This is a genomic window from Methylobacterium sp. XJLW (assembly GCF_003254375.1).
GTDB classification, from domain to species: Bacteria; Pseudomonadota; Alphaproteobacteria; order Rhizobiales; family Beijerinckiaceae; genus Methylobacterium; species Methylobacterium fujisawaense.
The window spans coordinates 4,357,733-4,374,713 of sequence record NZ_CP016429.1; the positions used below are offsets into that span (position 1 = coordinate 4,357,733).

Genomic DNA, 16,981 nt, shown 5'->3' on the forward strand with positions numbered 1-16,981 from the left:
CGCGGCGGTTTGCGGCGCGACGCCTTGGGCCTTAAATCAGGGCGATCCCGACCGCGCCCACGGGCGCCTCCCCGCGGTGTGGCAGCCCCCGACCCATGGCCGTCGTCCTCGACATCCTGAAGAACGATCCGCGCACCGCGCGCCTGCGCCATCCCGAGAAGGCGCACCGGCCCGACCAGCCCGTCCAGGCCAAGAAGCCGGACTGGATCCGCGTGAAGGCGCCCGGCTCCAAGGCCTGGACCGAGACGCAGAAGATCGTGCGCGAGCACGGCCTCGTCACGGTCTGCGAGGAGGCCGGCTGCCCCAATATCGGCGAGTGCTGGGAGAAGCGGCACGCCACCTTCATGATCATGGGCGACACCTGCACGCGGGCCTGCGCCTTCTGCAACGTCCGCACCGGGCTGCCCGACGCCCTCGACGCCGGGGAGCCCGAGAAGATCGCCGATTCGGTGGCGAAGCTCGGCCTGCACCACGTGGTGATCACCTCGGTGGACCGGGACGACCTGAAGGACGGCGGCGCCGAGCACTTCGCCCGCACCATCGCGGCGATCCGCCGGGCGAGCCCCGGCACGACCGTCGAGATCCTGACCCCCGACTTCCTGCGCAAGGACGGGGCTCTGGAGGTCGTCGTCGCCGCCAAGCCCGACGTGTTCAACCACAACCTCGAGACGGTCCCGGCCAAGTACCTGACGGTGCGGCCCGGCGCCCGCTACTTCCACTCGGTGCGCCTGCTCCAGCGGGTGAAGGAGCTCGACCCGACGATCTTCACCAAGTCCGGCATCATGGTCGGGCTCGGCGAGGAGCGGAACGAGGTGCTCCAGCTGATGGACGACCTGCGCTCGGCCGACGTCGACTTCCTGACCATCGGCCAGTATCTACAGCCGTCGAAGAAGCACCACGAGGTCGTGCGCTTCGTGCCGCCCGACGAATTCAAGGCCTACGAGACCACCGCTTACGCCAAGGGCTTCCTGCTGGTCTCGGCCACACCGCTCACCCGCTCGTCGCACCACGCCGGCGAGGACTTTTCGCGCCTTCAGGCGGCCCGCCTCGCGAAACTGTCGCCCGCGCTCTCGGCCTGAGGAAATCCCAACACCATGCCGTCCTTCCGGGTCACCCGCGCGGTGAAGCACACGCCGCAGCAGATGTACGACCTCGTCGCCGACGTGGAGCGCTATCCCGAGTTCCTGCCGCTCTGCGAATCCCTGCGGATCATCCGCCGCCAGGACATGCCCGACGGCGGCCAAGTGCTGATCGCCGAGATGGGCGTGGGCTACAAGGCGATCCGCGAGCGATTCACCACCCGGGTCACCCTCGATCCCGCGAACCTCAAGATCGTGGCCGAGTATATCGACGGTCCGTTCCGGCATCTGGAAAACCGCTGGCTCTTCAAGGATGCGCCGAACGGGGGGTGCAACGTCGACTTCTTCATCACCTACGAGTTCAAGAGCCGCACCCTGGGGCTCCTCATGGGCACGATGTTCGACCGGGCCTTCCGCAAGTTCACCGACGCCTTCGAGGGGCGCGCCAACCGGATGTACGGCGCCGGAGCATAGGCCGCACCGTCAACGCGCCGCGAAGCCCGCAGGGCCGGCCCTGGATGGCTCCGCCGCGTTCGGGGAAGGGGCGTCAGGCGCGCAGCGGCGCACGCACGTGCTCGGGCCGCACGCCCATGCCGATCATCCGCGCCGGCAGGACCTGCAGTCGCGGCAGGGCATCGAGGAGGCGCAGCGCCAGGGGCGCCCGGAACGGCGCATCGGCCGCGAGGGACGCGGCGATCACCCGGGACTGGATCATCCGCTGGAGCGCCTGGGTCGCCCGGACCGGGAACATCCGCCGGGCCTGGACCCGGGCGAGATCGGCCTCCGAGAGCCGGCCGGCCCGCAGGGGCTCGACCAGGAGGTTGGCCGCCGCCACCGCATCCTGGATCGCCAGGTTGATCCCGACGCCGCCCACGGGCGACATCGCGTGCGCGGCATCGCCGATACAGAGCAGCCCGGGTCGGTACCAGCGGTCGAGCCGGTCGACGGTGACGGTCAGGAGCTTGACGTCGTCCCAATCGGCGATGGCCGCGGTGCGGTCGGCCAGGAACGGCGCGATCGCCGCCACCGCCGCGCGGAAGGCCGGCAGGCCCTTCGCGCGGAGCTCCGCGTCGCCGCCCTTCGGCACCACGTAGGCGCATTGCCATAGGTCGCCCCGGTCGAGGGTGATCAGGATCCGCCCCGGACCGAACCGTCCGGCCGCCGCCTCCGGGTCGCCATCCCGGCGCGGCAGGCGGAACCACAGCACGTCGATCGGCGCCCCGAAGGCCCGGGGCGTAAAGCCCGCGCGCGCGCGCATCCGCGAGTGACGGCCATCCGCACAGAGCACGAGATCGGACCGGATCTCCACCGGCCTATCCGGCCCATCGGCCCGCACGCCCGCGATCCGACCATCCGCCTCGATGAGATCGCGGGCCTCGGTCCGGCGGAGCAGCCGGAACCCCGAATACTGGGCCGCCGCGCCGGCCAGAAAATCCAAAAAGTCCCATTGCGGCATGAAGGACAGGAAGCGGTTCCGGGTCGGCAGCCGGCTGAAATCGGCGACCCGGTAGCTGCGTCCGTCGACGACGCCCGAAAAGGTCTCGACGCGCCGCTGGGGGAGGGCGCGGAAGCGCTCCGTGAAGCCCAGCTCGTCCATCAGGTCGAGGGTCGAGGGGTGGATCGTGTCGCCGCGGAAGTCGCGCAGGAAATCCGCGTGCTTCTCCAGGACGGTCACGTCGATCCCGGCGCGGGCGAAGAGCAGTCCGGCCATCATCCCGGCCGGGCCGCCGCCGACGATGCAGAGGCGCGTCGTCACCCTGTCCATGGACGTCCCTCCCGGGTTGCGGTCAGCCGCGAATGGCCTCCTCCAGAAGGCCGAGGGCGTCGGCGACCGCGGCGCAGCGGATGCCCGCGCGTCCGAGATCGCCGTAGCGACGCTCCAGAAGGCGGATGCCGCCCTCCCGCTGGGCGAGGCCGAAATGCACGAGTCCGACCGGTTTCTCGGCGCTGCCGCCGCCGGGTCCGGCAATGCCGGTGATCGCCACCGCGACGGAGGCCCGCGATGCGGCGAGTGCGCCCGCGGCCATCGCTCCCGCCACCGGCGCGCTCACGGCACCGTGCTGGCGGATCAGATCCATCGGCACGCCGATGGCTTCGGCCTTGGCCTCGTTCGAGTAGGTGACGAACCCGCGCTCCACGACGGCCGAGGAACCCGGTACCGCGGTCAGCAGGCCCGCCACGAGCCCGCCCGTGCAGGATTCGGCCGTGGCGATGGTGCGCCGGGCCGCCGTGAAGGCCGCCACCAGCGCCTCGGCCCGCGCGAGAAGCTCTGCGTCTTCGATCATCGCGAACGGGCTCCCGTCGGGCGGCCGCGCCCTATCTCGTGTTGTGACCCAAGGCCGAGCCCGGCTCAAGGACCGGCGGCCGCCATCGGAGACACCCATCCATGATCTTCCCCGCGACCACGGCCGTCTTTGCCGGGCTGCTCGCCCTCGTGTACCTCGGCCTCTCGGGCTGGGTGATGGCGAGCCGCGTCTCCGGCAACGTGCTGTTCGGGGACGGGGGCGACGAGACGATGCTCAAGCGCGTCCGCTCGCACGCCAATTTCGCGGAATACGTGCCCCTGGCGCTCATCGTCATCGGCCTTCTGGAGGCGGGCGGCGGCGGGCACACTCTGGTCCAGGCCCTGCTGATCGCCCTGCTGGTCGGCCGGATCCTGCACCCGATCGGGATGTTCGCGCCCCCGAACTCCCCGCGGCAGTTCGCCTGCCGAGGCGGCGGCATCCTGCTGACGATGGCGGCTTTGGCCATCGCGGCAATCGCGCTGCTGCTGCGGGTGGCCTAGGGCCGGCGGTCGCGCGGCTCGGCAGCCTCGGAGGCCGCTTTCGACACGGCGCAGTCGGGATGCGGCACGACTTGCTTTCCCGCGCGCCGGCCTTCCACTGCCTCGATGCGCATCAATCGGACCGAGCTCGCCGATCTCGGAACCTTCCTCGCCATCGCGCGCCATCGCAACTTTCGGCGTGCGGGCCTGGAGCTTGGCGTCAGCGCCTCCGCGTTGAGCCACGCGCTCAAATCGATGGAGGCGCGCCTCGGCGTGCGGCTGGTCAACCGCACCAGCCGCAGCGTCACCCTTACCGCGGCAGGGGAAGATCTGCTCGCGTCCCTGGATGCGCCTTTCGCAGCGATCGGCTGCGCACTCGACCTGCTCAATCAGCACCGCGAGCCGGCCAAAGCCACAGGCCGGATCCGCCTCAATGTGCTCGAACATGCGAGCACGCTGCTGCTCGCCCCTGTGCTGCCCCTCTTCCACGTACGCCATCCGCGGGTCGAGATCGACGTCCGGGTGTCCAACGACCTGCTCGACGTGGTGGACGCCGGAGCCGATGCGGGCATTCGGTATGGCGGAACGGTTCCCCAGGACATGGTGGCACAGCGCCTGTCGGCCGATCTGCGCTGGGTCGTGGTCGGTCGGCCGTCCTACCTTGAGCGCCACGGGACGCCCGATCATCCCCGCGACCTCGCGGCTCACCGATGCCTGCGCATCCGCCTCGGCGACGACAGCCTCTACCGATGGGAGTTCGAGAGGGAGGGCGAGACGATCGCGCTCGACGTTCCAGGGGCGGTCACGCTCGACAACACGCAATTCGCCCTGACCCTGGCGGCGGCGGGCGGCGGGCTTGCCTATCTTCCGGAACCCTGCGTCGGACCGTCAGTCGCCCGCGGCGAGCTACGCATCGTGCTGGCAGACTGGGTCGTCGCGGGGGCCGGCTTCCACCTCTACTATCCCGGACGTCGCCAGTTGCCGACGGGATTGCGGCTCCTCGTCGACCTGATCCGCGAGGTGAGACCGCTTGGCCTGTAAGGCCAATGCCATTCGGCGATGAACTCCGCTCATCGCCTCATTGAAGGGGACACGGCTGACCCGAACGCTGCGCGATGTCTACGTCAGGCCCCTCATCGAGGTCAGCGAGGACATCAGGACATGCGCCGTTTCCCAGGAAAGGTCGCTTTCGTCACGGGCGCCGCCAGCGGCATCGGCCGGGCTACCGCCATCGCCTTCGCGAGGGAGGGGGCTCAGGTCGCGATCACGGACCGCACCGAGGCGCCGCTGGAGGAGCTGCGGGCCGAGATCGAAGCGGACGGCGGCGCGGTGCTGGCGATCCGCTGCGACGTGTCGGTCCCGGCGGACGTGGAAGCAGCGGTGGCTAGCACCGTCGCGCAGTTCGGCCGCCTCGACTGCGCCTTCAACAATGCAGGCATCGAGAACAAGGCCGCTCCGGTCCACGAGATCGCTCTGGATGAGTGGGACCGGATCCTCGACGTCAACCTGCGCGGCACATTCCTGTGCATGAAGCAGGAGATCGCTCAGATGCTGCGCCAGGGCAGCGGCGTGGTGGTGAACACCGCGTCCGGTGCGGCCATCAGGGGCGTGGCGGGAGGGGCGAGCTATGCCGCCTCCAAGCACGCGCTCATCGGCCTCACCAAGTCCGCCGCCCTCGACTATGCGAAGTCGAACATCCGGGTGAACGCCGTCCTGCCGGGGAACATCGAGACGTCGATGATGGACCGCTTCACCGGCGGCGACATCCAGAAAGCCATCGCTCTTGAGCCGGTCGGGCGACTGGGCAAGCCCGAGGAGATCGCGGACGCCGTCCTATGGATGTGTTCGGACCTCGGTTCGTTTGTGACCGGCGCGTCGATCTCGGTCGATGGAGGCTGGTCGCTCTAGGCGACGTCCGGAACGCAGGAGAATCGATTCGATGGACATCAAGCGCAGCGGAAGCCAGCCGTCGGGTCAGGGACCGTCCGCGTGGTTCACCGGCACGGTCCGGATCGACCCACTTCACAGCGCCCCCGATCCGGCCCGGGTTGCCATGGCGAGCGTGACCTTCGAGCCGGGTGCGCGCACGGCGTGGCACACACACCCGCTCGGCCAGACGCTGATCGTCACGTTCGGGCGCGGGTGGGTCCAACGTGAAGGCGGCCCCATCGAGGAGATCGCACCGGGCGACGTCGTCTGGTTCGAGCCGAACGAGCGACACTGGCACGGAGCGACCGCGTCCACGGCGATGACACATATCGCCATCCAGGAGCGCCTGGACGGCGAGGCGGTGACGTGGATGGAACAGGTCACGGACGGGGCGTACGACGGTCCCTGAGCCCGTGATGCGAAGTCCGCCTTTGACGTTCGGCCGCCGACGGCAGACCGTCGCAACGCCACCCAGGGCAGCGCCTCCGAGGGTCGCGCCGCCGATCCACACCCGAGGCTTCGGGCTCGATGGGCCGCCGGCGCGCCGACGACGTCAGCCCTGCCGCATCGCGGTCTCGGCCTGCGCATCGAGGGCGGGACCGTCCTCCTCGGGCAGCCGCACGGTCGCGGCGGCCTGGGCGGCGAGGCCTTCGGCCCGGCCGACGAAGCCGAGCTTCTCGGTGGTCGTCGCCTTGATGGAGACCGCCGAGAGCGGCACGCCCGCGATGGCGGCGATGCGCGCGCGGATCTCCTCGCGGTGCTTCCCGATGCGCGGCGCCTCGGCCAGCACGGTGATGTCGAGGTGGTCGATGCGGCCGCCGCGGGCACGGACCAGCCCGCAGGCATGGGCCAGGAACTGGTCCGAGGACGCCCCGCGCCAGCGCTCGTCGGAGGGCGGGAAATGGGTGCCGATGTCGCCGTCCGCGATGGCGCCGAGCAGCGCATCGGTCAGGGCGTGCAGCGCCACGTCGCCGTCGGAATGGGCGAGGACGCCCCGATCCGCGGGGATCTTCACGCCGCCCAGCCAGACATGGTCGCCGGTGGTGAAGGCGTGCACGTCGAAGCCGGTGCCGAGGCGGGTCACGTAGGTGGTCATGGCGCGGGCTCCCGGCGCTGGCAATTCGGTGGTCTCGGTCGCGAAGGCGCGGTCCGCCTCGATCAGGTCGGCGGGCTGGGTGATCTTGCGGTTGGCGACGTCGCCCGCAAAGACCACCACCGGCAGGCCGGCCCATTCGGCGAGCGCGCCGTCGTCGGTGAAGCCGTCGAGGCCCTGCGCGGCGGCGTCCCGGTGGGCGGCGAGCAGCGGACCGAAGGTGAAGGCCTGGGGCGTCTGCACCGCGCGGAGGTGCTCCCGGGGCGGCGTCTCGTGCACCCGGCCGATGCCGGGCGCGATATCGACGACGCGCTTGACCGTGTCGGTCACCGGGACGCCGGGTACGGCCGCGCCGTGATCCCGCCCCGCCGCGATCGCCCGGGCGATGAGCGCGGCGTCCACATAGGGGCGCGCCGCGTCGTGGACCAGAACGATCTCGGGCGCCGACCCGACCGCCAGGGCTTCGAGCCCGGCGCGCACGGAGAGCTGGCGGGTCGCCCCGCCCGCCACCGGCGCCGTGATCTTCGCGCGGATTGCGGGTGGAAGTTCGTCCAGGCAGTTCCGGAAGAAGTCCGCCGCGTCGGCGGCGATCACCGGCTGGATGCGCGCGATCCCGTCATCCGCGGCGAGGGCCGCCAGGGTGCGGGTGAGGACCGCCTGTCCGCCGACCCGGCGGTACTGCTTGGGCGTGCCGCCGCCGATGCGGATACCGCGGCCCGCGGCCACCACCACCGCGGCGACGCCGGCTCCCGCGCTGGCGGGTCCGATGGCTGGCGTGCCGGTGGCGGACATGGGCGACGAACTCGTGAGGGCCTGAGGAGCGGAGGGGCGGCCGGCGCGCGGGCCAGCGCTGCCGCCGGAAGCCTGCCGCAGAGGGTGCCCGTCGTTTAAGCGGGGGAGGGCCCGAAATCAACGCGCGGTCCCGCTTGCCAGCGGGCCGGGCTTGCCTCATTGTTGTGCAGAATGACGACTGACCATTATTTGAGCGCGCTGCGCCGCGAAGGTGCGAAGGCAGGAGCGGCAGACGCCGCCCCGCTCTGCCTGCTTGCCCCGCTTTCGGGCGTCACCGACCTGCACATGCGCCGCATCGCCCGCCGCTGCGGCGCCGACGCGGTCATCTCCGAGATGGTGGCGGCGCGGGAACTCACCCGCGGCTCCGGCGAGGCCACCCTGCGCGCGGAAGGCTCCGGCGTCGACCTGCACGTGGTCCAGCTCGCGGGCTGCGAGGCCGCCCCGATGGCGGAGGCGGCCCGTCTGGCGGAGGCCGGGGGCGCCCACGTGATCGACGTGAACATGGGCTGCCCGGCCAAGATCGTCACGGGGATCGCGTCAGGCTCGGCGCTGATGCGCGACCTCGACCACGCCGAGCGCCTGCTCGCGGCCGTGCGGGGCGCGGTGTCGGTCCCGGTGACCGTGAAGATGCGCCTCGGCTGGGACGACGCGAACCGCAACGCCGCCGATCTCGCCGCCCGCGCCGAGCGGCTGGGCCTCAACGCCGTGACCGTCCACGGGCGGACCCGGCAGCAATTCTACAAGGGCCGCGCCGACTGGGCGGCGATCCGCTCGGTGGTCGCGGCGGTGTCGATCCCGGTGATCGCCAACGGCGACGTGACCGACCTCGCCAGCGCCCGGGCCTGCCTCGCGGCGTCCGGGGCGGCGGGGGTGATGATCGGCCGGGCGGCGACCGGCCGGCCCTGGCTGGTCGGGCACATCGCGTCGGCCCTGGCCGGGCGGCCGATGCCCCAACCGGCGCGGGCCGATCAGGCCTCCCTGGCCGCCGAGCACTATGCGGGGCTCCTGTCGCTCTACGGCCGGGACATGGGCGTGCGGCACGCGCGCAAGCACCTCGCCGCCTATGCCGAGACCGGAGGGGCGCTGGACCCGGCCGAGCGCGCGGCGCTGCTCACCACCACCGATCCGGCGACGGCCCAGGCCCTGCTGGCCCGCGCCTTTGCAGGCTCGGCGGATCCTGTCCAGGAGGCCGCGTGAGCGACGATTCCCTCCCGCAGGCGACCGGCAGCCGGCGCGACACCGCCGCCGAGGCCGTGCTCAACGCCCTGCCGCTGCCGGTCCTGACCATCGGCGGCGACGAGCAGATCCTCCACTGCAACCACGCCGCGGAGGCCTTCTTCGACTATTCGGCGCGGCTGATGCAGCGCCGGCGGCTCCGCGACATCATCCCCTTCGCCTCGCCGATCATCGCCCTGGTGGCCGAGGTCCGGCGGCGGCGCGCCAGCGTCAGCGAGTACCGGGTCGAGCTGACCCAGCCCCGCCTCGGCCTGGAGCGCAGCGTCGACGTGTTCGCGACGCCGCTCGGCGACGACGGCGACGCCGTGGTGATGATGCTCCAGGAGCGGACCATCGCCGACAAGATGAACCGCCAGCTCACCCATCGCGGGGCGGCGCGCTCGATGGTGGCGCTGGGCGCGATGATGGCCCACGAGATCAAGAACCCGCTCGCCGGCATCCGCGGCGCGGCGCAGCTCCTGGAGAGCACCGGCGCCGAGGAGGACCGGCTGCTCACCCGCCTGATCTGCGACGAATCCGACCGGATCGTCCGCATCGTCGAGCGCATGGAGCTGTTCGGCGACGAGCGCCCCTCGGATCGCGGTGCCGTCAACGTTCACGGGGTGCTCGATCAGGTGAAGCGCTCGGCGCAGTCGGGCTTCGCACGGCATATCCGCTTCATCGAGACCTACGACCCGTCGCTGCCGCCGGTTCTCGGCAACCGCGACCAGCTGATCCAGGTGATCCTGAACCTCGTGAAGAACGCCGCGGAGGCGATCGGCCCGGACGCGGTCGAGGGCGAGATCACCCTGTCGACCGCCTTCCGCACCGGCCTGCGCCTGCAGGTACCGGGCTCCCGCGAGCGGGTCAGCCTGCCGATCGAGGTGGCCGTGCGCGACAACGGCCCGGGCATCTCGGCCGACCTGCTGCCGGACCTGTTCGATCCGTTCGTCACCACCAAGGCACAAGGCTCCGGCCTCGGTCTTGCATTGGTGGCCAAGATCGTCGGCGATCACGGTGGGATCGTCGAATGCGATCCTGCCCCGCGCCGCACGGCGTTCCGCATCCTTCTGCCGATGTCGAGTGCCCGGGACGGGCGCGAATCGGCGGTCGATCCGTGATGTCGATCCCCGAATCCGGCCCCCCGTCGGAGGTCTGAGTAGAGAGTCATGCCGAACGGCCACATCATCGTCGCCGACGACGACGCCGCAATCCGCACCGTGCTCAACCAAGCGCTGTCACGGGCGGGCTACGAGGTTCGCTCGACGGGCAATTGCGCCACCCTCTGGCGCTGGGTCGCGCAGGGGGAGGGCGACCTCGTCATCACCGACGTGGTGATGCCCGACGAGAACGTGTTCGACCTGCTGCCGCGCATCAAGCGCGTGCGGCCGGAGCTGCCGATCATCGTCATGAGCGCGCAGAACACCTTCATGACGGCGATCCGCGCCTCGGAGCGGGGTGCCTACGAGTACCTGCCCAAGCCCTTCGACCTGAAGGAGCTGATCGCCATCGTCGGCCGGGCGCTCTCGCGTCCCCGCGGCGCGGCGCCGGCCGGGGCGCCCCCCGAGAACGAGGACATCCCGCTGGTCGGGCGCTCGCCCGCCATGCAGGAGATCTACCGGGCGCTGGCCCGGCTGATGCCGACCGACCTCACCGTGATGATCACCGGCGAGTCCGGCACCGGCAAGGAGCTGGTCGCCCGGGCGCTGCACGATTACGGCCGCCGCCGCACCGGCCCGTTCGTGCCGGTCAACATGGCGGCGATCCCGCGCGACCTGATCGAATCCGAGCTGTTCGGCCACGAGAAGGGCGCCTTCACGGGGGCCCTACAGCGCTCCGCGGGCCGGTTCGAGCAGGCCGAGGGCGGGACGCTGTTCCTCGACGAGATCGGCGACATGCCCATGGAGGCGCAGACCCGGCTGCTGCGCGTCCTCCAGCAGGGCGAGTACACGACCGTGGGCGGGCGCGTCCCGATCCGCACCAACGTCCGGATCATCGCGGCCACCAACAAGGACCTGCGGGTCTCGATCCAGCAGGGCATCTTCCGCGAGGACCTGTTCTTCCGCCTCAACGTCGTGCCCCTGCGGCTGCCGGCCCTGCGCGAGCGCTCCGAGGACGTGCCGGACCTCGTCCGCCACTTCTTCGTGCTGGTCGAGCGCGAGGGCCTGACCCGGAAGACCCTCGACGGGGACGCCATGGAGCGTCTCAAGCGCTACCGCTGGCCGGGCAACGTCCGCGAGTTGGAGAACCTCGTCCGCCGGCTGGCCGCCCTCTACCCGCAGGAGACGATCACCGGCCCGGTGATCGAGGCCGAGCTCGACACCCTTCCGCTGGCGACGCCCGCGGCCCCGGCCGCCAACGGCGCGGCCCGCAAGGCCAACGGGGAGTCCGAGAGCCTGTCCAGCGCGGTGGAGCGCCACCTCTCGGATTATTTCTCCGGCTATCGGGACACCCTGCCACCCCCCGGGCTGTATCACCGGATCCTGCGGGAGATCGAAGGCCCGCTGATCGGCGCGGCGCTCGCCGCCACCCGCGGCAACCAGATCCGCGCGGCGGAACTGCTCGGCGTCAACCGCAACACCCTGCGCAAGAAGGTCCGCGACCTCGACCTGCAGGTGTTCCGCACGGCGCGTTAGCGGCGGCCGGCCGGACGGCTGCTTCGCGGCCGCCGCCGCGCTCCGGCGCCTCGGGATGCGATCCGGGGCGGGACAGGCGTGACGGTGCTCAGCGGCCCGTCAGGATCGGGTCGCCGCGCATCAGCGCGTGGAGCCGCTCGGTGTCGAACCCGTTCGAGATGCTGGGCACGGCCGGCTTCGGCGCGGGCGGGGCCTTGACCGGAGCCGGGATCGACCCCGTCGCCGACGGCTCGGCCTGGGCGGCGCGGACCACGGGCGCCGGCGCCAGATGGGCGAGCCGATCGGCGCTGACGAGGGCGACGGTCGCCGTCGAGACGAGGACGAGGACGGCGCCGAGGAGGGAACGCAGGATACGCACGCAACGACCCGGGACGCGACTTGAGACGGCAACAGATTTACGGCGCGGCCGTTAACGAAGCCCCACCCTCAAGTCTTCGGGAGGCGATATTGACCAACGTCCAGGCCACCGCGAGCGACAGCCCGTTCATCCAGGGCCGCAACGCGCGCCTCTACGGAAAACCCGTGAGCGAATGCCCCTATCCGGAAGGCTCCCAGGAGCGTGCCGCCTGGATGGAGGCCTACGAGGAGGCCGCCGTCTCCGATTCGCCCGAGACCCCGTGAGCGCGGCAAACACAACGTCTCAGGGCTGCGGAACGCCGCGTCCGGCTTGACCTCGCCGGATGCGGCGCGCTTCGTGCGGTGCACCGCAACGCGATCACCGAGCCTCGATGTCCCTGAAGCCTTCGCCCGACGCCCAGCAGACCTTCGCGCCCGCGACGCGCCTCGTGCATGCGGGCCGCGATCCGGGCGAGCAGCACGGCTTCGTGAACACGCCGATCTATCGGGGCTCGACGGTCCTCTATCCGACCTACGACGCGATCAAGAACCGGCGCGGGCGCTACAATTACGGCACCTCGGCGACGCCCACCATGGACGCGCTGACGACCGCCTGGACGGAACTCGCCGGCGCCGCCGGCACCGTCGTGACGCCCTCGGGCCTCGCGGCGCTCACCGTCGCGCTGATGGCCGCGGTCTCGGCGGGCGACCATCTCCTCGTCACCGATTCCGCCTACCGGCCGACCCGCCAGTTCTGCGACGGCGTGCTGGCGCGCTACGGCGTCGAGGTCACCTATTACGACCCGATCATCGGGGCCGGCATCGCGGACCTGATGCGCCCGAACACCCGGGCCGTGCTGGTCGAGGCCCCCGGCTCGCAGAGCTTCGAGATGCAGGACGTTCCCGCGATCGCCGAGGTCGCGCACGCCCGCGACGCCTGCGTGATCATGGACAACACCTGGGCGACGCCGCTGCTGTTCCCGCCGCATGAGCGCGGGGTCGACATCGCCGTGGAGGCCGGAACCAAGTACCTGAGCGGCGGCTCGGACCTGCTGATCGGCCTGACCTCCGCCAACGCGCGCTACTACCCGGCCGTGCGCCGCACCTTCGACCATTTCGCCATGTGCGCCGGCGCCGAGGACATCTTCCTGGCGCTGCGCGGCCTGCGCACCATGAACCTGCGCCTGCGCGAGCACGGCCGCGCCGGGCTGGAGATGGCCCGATGGTTCCAGGCGCGGCCCGAGGTGCTGCGGGTGCTCCATCCCGGCCTGCCCGAGGATCCCGGCCACGCGATCTGGACGCGCGACTTCGCGGGCGCCTCGGGCCTGTTCGGCGTGATCCTCAAGCCGGTGCCCGAGGTGGCTTTGGCCGCCATGCTGGACGGGCTGCAGCTGTTCGGGATGGGCTTCTCCTGGGGCGGCTTCGAGAGCCTCGTGATCCCGTTCGACTGTGCCGGCTACAGGACCGCCACGAAGTGGGCGCCCGGCGGACCGGCCCTGCGCTTCCATATCGGCCTCGAGGACACCGCCGACCTCAAGGCCGACCTCGATGCCGGCTTCGCGCGCCTGCGGGCCGCCACGTAGGCGGATCGGGGCGCCGACGGCGGGGGGCGACCGGCGACGACGCGGCTGCATTTGACCTTCCCGCCCGATCCTGATTGACCGGCCCGGCATGACCACGAGCCTCTCCGCCGACGGCGCTCCGCGCCTCGCCCCAGTCGACCGGATCGGCCGCGGACTCGACGCGCTGAGCCTCACCCATGGCCGGGCCGTCGCCGCCCTGCTGGCGCTGTGCCTGATCCTGTTCCTGCCGGGCCAGATCTCCCTGCAGCCGATGGATCGGGACGAGCCGCGCTTCGCCCAGGCCTCGAAGCAGATGCTGGAGAGCGGCGACCTCGTGGATATCCGCTTCCAGGGCGAGGCGCGACACAAGAAGCCGGTGGGGATCTACTGGGCCCAGGCCGCCGCCGTGGCGGCCGGCGAGGCGCTGGGCGTGCCCGGGGCCCGCACCCAGATCGCCCTGTACCGCATCCCCTCGCTGATCGGCGCCATCGCCTCGGTGCTGCTCGCCTACTGGGGGGCGCTGGCCTTCTTGCCCCGCCGGCCCGCACTGCTGGCGGCCGCCCTCTACGGCGCCTGCCTGATGCTCTCGGCCGAGGCACACCTCGCCAAGACCGACGCCCTGCTCGCCGCCTGCGCCACCGCGAGCCTCGCCGCACTCGCCCGCGCGTGGCTGGCGCCGCGGGACGGCACACCGACCTCAGGGCCGACCTCCGGATCAACCTTTGCGGCATTCTGGCTCGGGATGGCGGTCGGGATCCTGGTGAAGGGGCCGATGGTGCCGCTCTTCGTCGCGCTGCCGGCGCTCGGCCTGTCGCTTCGGGCGCGATCCGCCCGCTGGCTGCTGCCCCTCCGGCCCTGGCCGGGCCTCGCCCTCACGCTCCTGCTGGTGGCGCCCTGGTTCGCGGCGATCACCTGGAAGAGCGGCGGTGCCTTCTACGCCGAGGCCGTCGGGCACGACATGCTCGGCAAGGTCGGCGGGGCGGCGGAGCGGCACTGGGGGCCACCCGGAGCCTACGCGCTCGTGTTCTTCGCCACCTTCTGGCCCGGGGCGGCCTTCGCGGCCATGAGCCTGCCCTTCGCGTGGCGGGCGCGGCGGGAGCCCGCCGTGGCCTTCCTCATCGCCGCGGTGCTGCCGGCATGGCTGATCTTCGAGGCGGTGCCCACCAAGCTGCCCCACTACGTGCTGCCGCTGATGCCCTGGCTCGCGATCCTCACCGTGCTGGCGTTGTCCCGCGGAGCGCTGGATCCGCGCCTGCGGGGCGCGCGCCTGACGGCCCTGCTGGTGCCGGCGATCCCGGTCGCGCTCAGCCTCGGCCTCTGCCTCGCGGGCTGGCGCCTCGACGCCCACACCATCCCGTGGCCGGCTCTGCCCCTGCTCGCCGCCGCCTGCGCGGTCGCGATCCTGGCCTGGCTCGCCTTCGCGCAGGGATCCGCCGAGCGCGCCCTCGCGCTCGGGGTCCTGGCCTCGGCCCTGCTCGGTCCGGCGGTGCTCGGCGTGGCGCAGCGTTCGCTGCCGGCTTTGAAGGTCTCGCCCCGGCTCGCGGCCCTGCGCGACCGGGTGCCTTGCCCGAACCCACAGGTAGCGAGCCTGGGCTACCGCGAGCCGAGCCTCGTGTTCCTGATCGGCACCGGCCTCGCCCTGCCGCCCGACGGCGCCGCGGCGCGATCCTTCCTGGAAGGCGGCGGCTGCCGCCTGCTCTTCGTGGAATCCCGGGACCGCGACGACTTCAACGCGGCCTGGCCGGTGGGGCGCGGCGCACCCGCCCCCCTGGCGGAGGTCGAGGGTTTCAACCTCAATACCGGCCGCCGGGTCTTCGTGACGGCCTACGCGGTGGCCCCGTGAACGCGAATCCCCATCTCAGCGTCGTCGTGCCGGTCAAGAACGAGGCCGGCAACATCGCGCCCCTGGTGGCCGAGATCGAGGCCGCCTGCGCGGGGCTGGCCTTCGAGCTGATCTACGTGGATGACGGCTCCACCGACGGCACCCCGGCGGCCCTCGCGGCGGCCCGGGCCGGGCGCCCCTGGCTGCGGGCGCTGCGCCACGCCCGGAGCGGCGGCCAGTCGGCGGCGGTGCGCAGCGGCGTTCTCGCGGCCCGCGGCGCGATCGTCGCGACCCTCGATGGCGACGGCCAGAACGATCCGGCCTTCATCCCCGCCCTGCTGGAAGCCCTGGAGGCGGCGGGGCCCGGCGCCGGCCTCGCCCAGGGTCAGCGGCGCGGCCGCAAGGATGGCCCGTTCAAGATGCTCCAGTCCCGGATCGCCAACGGCGTCCGCGGGCGGATCCTCAACGACGCCACCCGCGATACCGGCTGCGGCCTGAAGGTGTTCCGGCGCGCCGTGTATCTCAGGCTGCCGTATTTCGACGCCCTCCACCGGTTCATGCCGGCCCTGGTGGCCCGGGAGGGCTTTTCGGTGGTCCACCGCGACGTGGTCGACCGGCCGCGGATGACGGGGGTGTCCAATTACGGCCTGTTCGACCGCCTCTGGGTCGGGCTCCTCGATCTCGCCGGGGTCTGGTGGCTGATCCGGCGCAAGCGTGCCGATCCGCGGCCCGAGGAGATCGTCGACCCGGCCGGCCAACCCGCAGACCAGGACGTCGGATGCTGATCCAGCTCGCCCACGATCTGCCGGCCTATTTCTACGACGTGTTCGTCACCCGGCTCGACTTCTGGCTGGTCTTCGGCATCGTCGCACAGGTGGTGTTCGGCTCGCGCTTCATCCTGCAATGGATCGCCAGCGAGCGGGCCGGGCGGAGCGTGATGCCGCTGTCGTTCTGGTTCCTGTCGATCCTCGGCGGGCTGATGACCCTGGTCTACGGGTTCGTGCGCCGCGAGCCGGTGATCATCATCGGCCAGGGGCTCTCCACCGGGATCTACCTGCGCAACCTCGCGCTGATCTTCCGCGAGCGGCGGCGGAGGCGCGGCAGCCCATGAGCCGCGCGCCGCTGCCCGCCTATTACGACGACCTGGACGCGACGTTCGCGGCGCTTTGGGGCCATCTGGCGGACGGCGCCGCGCACGGCCGCAGCGGGTTCCACCTGCCGGTGGTGGCGACGCTCGGCGCGGCGGGCGGCCCGCGGCTGCGCACGGTGGTGCTGCGCGCCGCCGACCGGGATGCCGGAACCCTCCGGTTCCACTGCGACCGCCGCTCCGACAAGGCCGCCGAGATCCTGGCGAACCCGGCCTGCGCGCTCACGGCCTACGACGAGGCGACGAAGATCCAGATCCGCATCGAGGGGCGCGCCGCGCTGCACGTCGACGACGCGGTGGCCGAGGCGGCCTGGGCCGGGTCCCGGGCGATGAGCCGGGTCTGTTACGGGAGCGAACCCGGCCCGGGCACGGCCCTGCCGGCGGGGGACGCCTACGCCCTGCCGGACGAGGCCGCGGCCGGGGCGCTGGGACGGCCGCATTTCGCCGCCGTGCTGGTCCGGGTGGAGCGCCTGGATTTCCTCTACCTCGACCGCCGCGGTCACCGGCGGGCCGCCTGGCACCGGTGCGGGTCGGCATGGCAGGGCGGCTGGCTGGCCCCCTGAAAGAGTGCCGCCGCGCGGGGAAGATGTCGCGCGCGCGACGGCC

General features: G+C 71.9%; 19 protein-coding genes. 15 read left to right on the forward strand and 4 right to left on the reverse strand.

Translation table 11 applies throughout. The annotated features are described in order from the left end of the window. Positions 1–95: 95 nt before the first annotated feature. Both lipA and A3862_RS20280 read left to right on the forward strand, forming a co-directional pair. Complete coding sequence (gene lipA, locus A3862_RS20275; RefSeq protein WP_043757429.1) at positions 96–1,079, forward strand: lipoyl synthase; 984 nt, start codon at positions 96–98, stop codon at positions 1,077–1,079. A gap of 15 nt (positions 1,080–1,094) precedes the next feature. After that, positions 1,095–1,553, forward strand: a complete 459-nt coding sequence (locus A3862_RS20280; protein ID WP_043352527.1) for a type II toxin-antitoxin system RatA family toxin — start codon at positions 1,095–1,097, stop codon at positions 1,551–1,553. A gap of 73 nt (positions 1,554–1,626) precedes the next feature. Here A3862_RS20280 and A3862_RS20285 read toward each other — a convergent pair whose 3' ends face one another. Both A3862_RS20285 and A3862_RS20290 read right to left on the reverse strand, forming a co-directional pair. Further along, on the reverse strand, positions 1,627–2,844 hold the full coding sequence (locus A3862_RS20285) for an FAD-dependent oxidoreductase (protein WP_043757428.1): 1,218 nt from the start codon (positions 2,842–2,844) through the stop codon (positions 1,627–1,629). Positions 2,845–2,866: 22 nt separating this feature from the next. After that, positions 2,867–3,364: a CinA family protein gene (locus A3862_RS20290; protein WP_043757425.1), complete on the reverse strand. Its 498-nt coding sequence runs from the start codon at positions 3,362–3,364 to the stop codon at positions 2,867–2,869. A 101-nt stretch (positions 3,365–3,465) separates the two neighbouring features. Between A3862_RS20290 and A3862_RS20295 the strand changes: the two genes are divergently transcribed. From A3862_RS20295 to A3862_RS20310, 4 genes are all read left to right on the forward strand, one after another. Then, the gene (locus A3862_RS20295) at positions 3,466–3,864 is read left to right on the forward strand and encodes an MAPEG family protein (protein ID WP_043757423.1); all 399 of its coding nucleotides are present in this window, start codon (positions 3,466–3,468) and stop codon (positions 3,862–3,864) included. A 105-nt stretch (positions 3,865–3,969) separates the two neighbouring features. After that, positions 3,970–4,884: a LysR family transcriptional regulator gene (locus tag A3862_RS20300; RefSeq protein WP_043757421.1), complete on the forward strand. Its 915-nt coding sequence runs from the start codon at positions 3,970–3,972 to the stop codon at positions 4,882–4,884. Between the two features lie 120 nt (positions 4,885–5,004). After that, complete coding sequence (locus A3862_RS20305; RefSeq protein ID WP_043757417.1) at positions 5,005–5,751, forward strand: SDR family NAD(P)-dependent oxidoreductase; 747 nt, start codon at positions 5,005–5,007, stop codon at positions 5,749–5,751. Between the two features lie 31 nt (positions 5,752–5,782). After that, positions 5,783–6,181 carry a (R)-mandelonitrile lyase gene (locus A3862_RS20310; RefSeq protein ID WP_043757415.1) on the forward strand — a complete coding sequence of 133 codons (399 nt, stop codon included), beginning with the start codon at positions 5,783–5,785 and terminating at the stop codon, positions 6,179–6,181. Between the two features lie 144 nt (positions 6,182–6,325). Here A3862_RS20310 and A3862_RS20315 read toward each other — a convergent pair whose 3' ends face one another. Then, complete coding sequence (locus A3862_RS20315; RefSeq protein WP_043757413.1) at positions 6,326–7,657, reverse strand: bifunctional 2-C-methyl-D-erythritol 4-phosphate cytidylyltransferase/2-C-methyl-D-erythritol 2,4-cyclodiphosphate synthase; 1,332 nt, start codon at positions 7,655–7,657, stop codon at positions 6,326–6,328. 171 nt (positions 7,658–7,828) lie between these two features. Between A3862_RS20315 and dusB the strand changes: the two genes are divergently transcribed. Genes dusB through ntrC form a run of 3 tightly spaced genes read left to right on the forward strand, consistent with a single transcriptional unit; the run spans position 7,829 to position 11,508 of the window. Further along, positions 7,829–8,854 carry a tRNA dihydrouridine synthase DusB gene (dusB, locus tag A3862_RS20320; RefSeq protein ID WP_043757410.1) on the forward strand — a complete coding sequence of 342 codons (1,026 nt, stop codon included), beginning with the start codon at positions 7,829–7,831 and terminating at the stop codon, positions 8,852–8,854. Beyond that, on the forward strand, positions 8,851–9,993 hold the full coding sequence (locus A3862_RS20325; protein WP_111473919.1) for a two-component system sensor histidine kinase NtrB: 1,143 nt from the start codon (positions 8,851–8,853) through the stop codon (positions 9,991–9,993). The genes dusB and A3862_RS20325 overlap by 4 nt, the downstream gene beginning before the upstream one ends. Positions 9,994–10,041: 48 nt before the next feature. Then, the gene (gene ntrC / locus A3862_RS20330) at positions 10,042–11,508 is read left to right on the forward strand and encodes a nitrogen regulation protein NR(I) (RefSeq protein WP_043384440.1); all 1,467 of its coding nucleotides are present in this window, start codon (positions 10,042–10,044) and stop codon (positions 11,506–11,508) included. An 88-nt stretch (positions 11,509–11,596) separates the two neighbouring features. Here the strand turns inward: ntrC and A3862_RS20335 are convergent, their stop codons facing one another. Continuing rightward, the gene (locus A3862_RS20335) at positions 11,597–11,866 is read right to left on the reverse strand and encodes a hypothetical protein (protein WP_111473920.1); all 270 of its coding nucleotides are present in this window, start codon (positions 11,864–11,866) and stop codon (positions 11,597–11,599) included. An 89-nt stretch (positions 11,867–11,955) separates the two neighbouring features. On the opposite strand from A3862_RS20335, the gene A3862_RS31600 reads away from it, so the two are divergent. The 6 genes from A3862_RS31600 to A3862_RS20360 all read left to right on the forward strand — a co-directional run bounded on the left by A3862_RS31600 (position 11,956) and on the right by A3862_RS20360 (position 16,938). After that, the gene (locus tag A3862_RS31600) at positions 11,956–12,129 is read left to right on the forward strand and encodes a ribosome modulation factor (RefSeq protein ID WP_164706383.1); all 174 of its coding nucleotides are present in this window, start codon (positions 11,956–11,958) and stop codon (positions 12,127–12,129) included. 107 nt (positions 12,130–12,236) lie between these two features. Beyond that, positions 12,237–13,427, forward strand: a complete 1,191-nt coding sequence (gene metC, locus A3862_RS20340; protein WP_043757405.1) for a cystathionine beta-lyase — start codon at positions 12,237–12,239, stop codon at positions 13,425–13,427. 88 nt (positions 13,428–13,515) lie between these two features. Continuing rightward, the gene (locus A3862_RS20345) at positions 13,516–15,249 is read left to right on the forward strand and encodes an ArnT family glycosyltransferase (RefSeq protein WP_043757402.1); all 1,734 of its coding nucleotides are present in this window, start codon (positions 13,516–13,518) and stop codon (positions 15,247–15,249) included. Beyond that, a complete protein-coding gene (locus A3862_RS20350; RefSeq protein WP_043757399.1) occupies positions 15,246–16,013 on the forward strand; it encodes a glycosyltransferase in 768 nt (255 codons plus the stop codon). Before A3862_RS20345 ends, A3862_RS20350 begins: the two co-directional genes overlap by 4 nt. After that, complete coding sequence (locus tag A3862_RS20355) at positions 16,007–16,339, forward strand: lipid-A-disaccharide synthase N-terminal domain-containing protein (RefSeq protein ID WP_043349371.1); 333 nt, start codon at positions 16,007–16,009, stop codon at positions 16,337–16,339. Before A3862_RS20350 ends, A3862_RS20355 begins: the two co-directional genes overlap by 7 nt. Then, positions 16,336–16,938 carry a pyridoxamine 5'-phosphate oxidase family protein gene (locus A3862_RS20360; RefSeq protein ID WP_043349369.1) on the forward strand — a complete coding sequence of 201 codons (603 nt, stop codon included), beginning with the start codon at positions 16,336–16,338 and terminating at the stop codon, positions 16,936–16,938. Before A3862_RS20355 ends, A3862_RS20360 begins: the two co-directional genes overlap by 4 nt. The last annotated feature ends 43 nt before the right edge of the window (positions 16,939–16,981 follow it).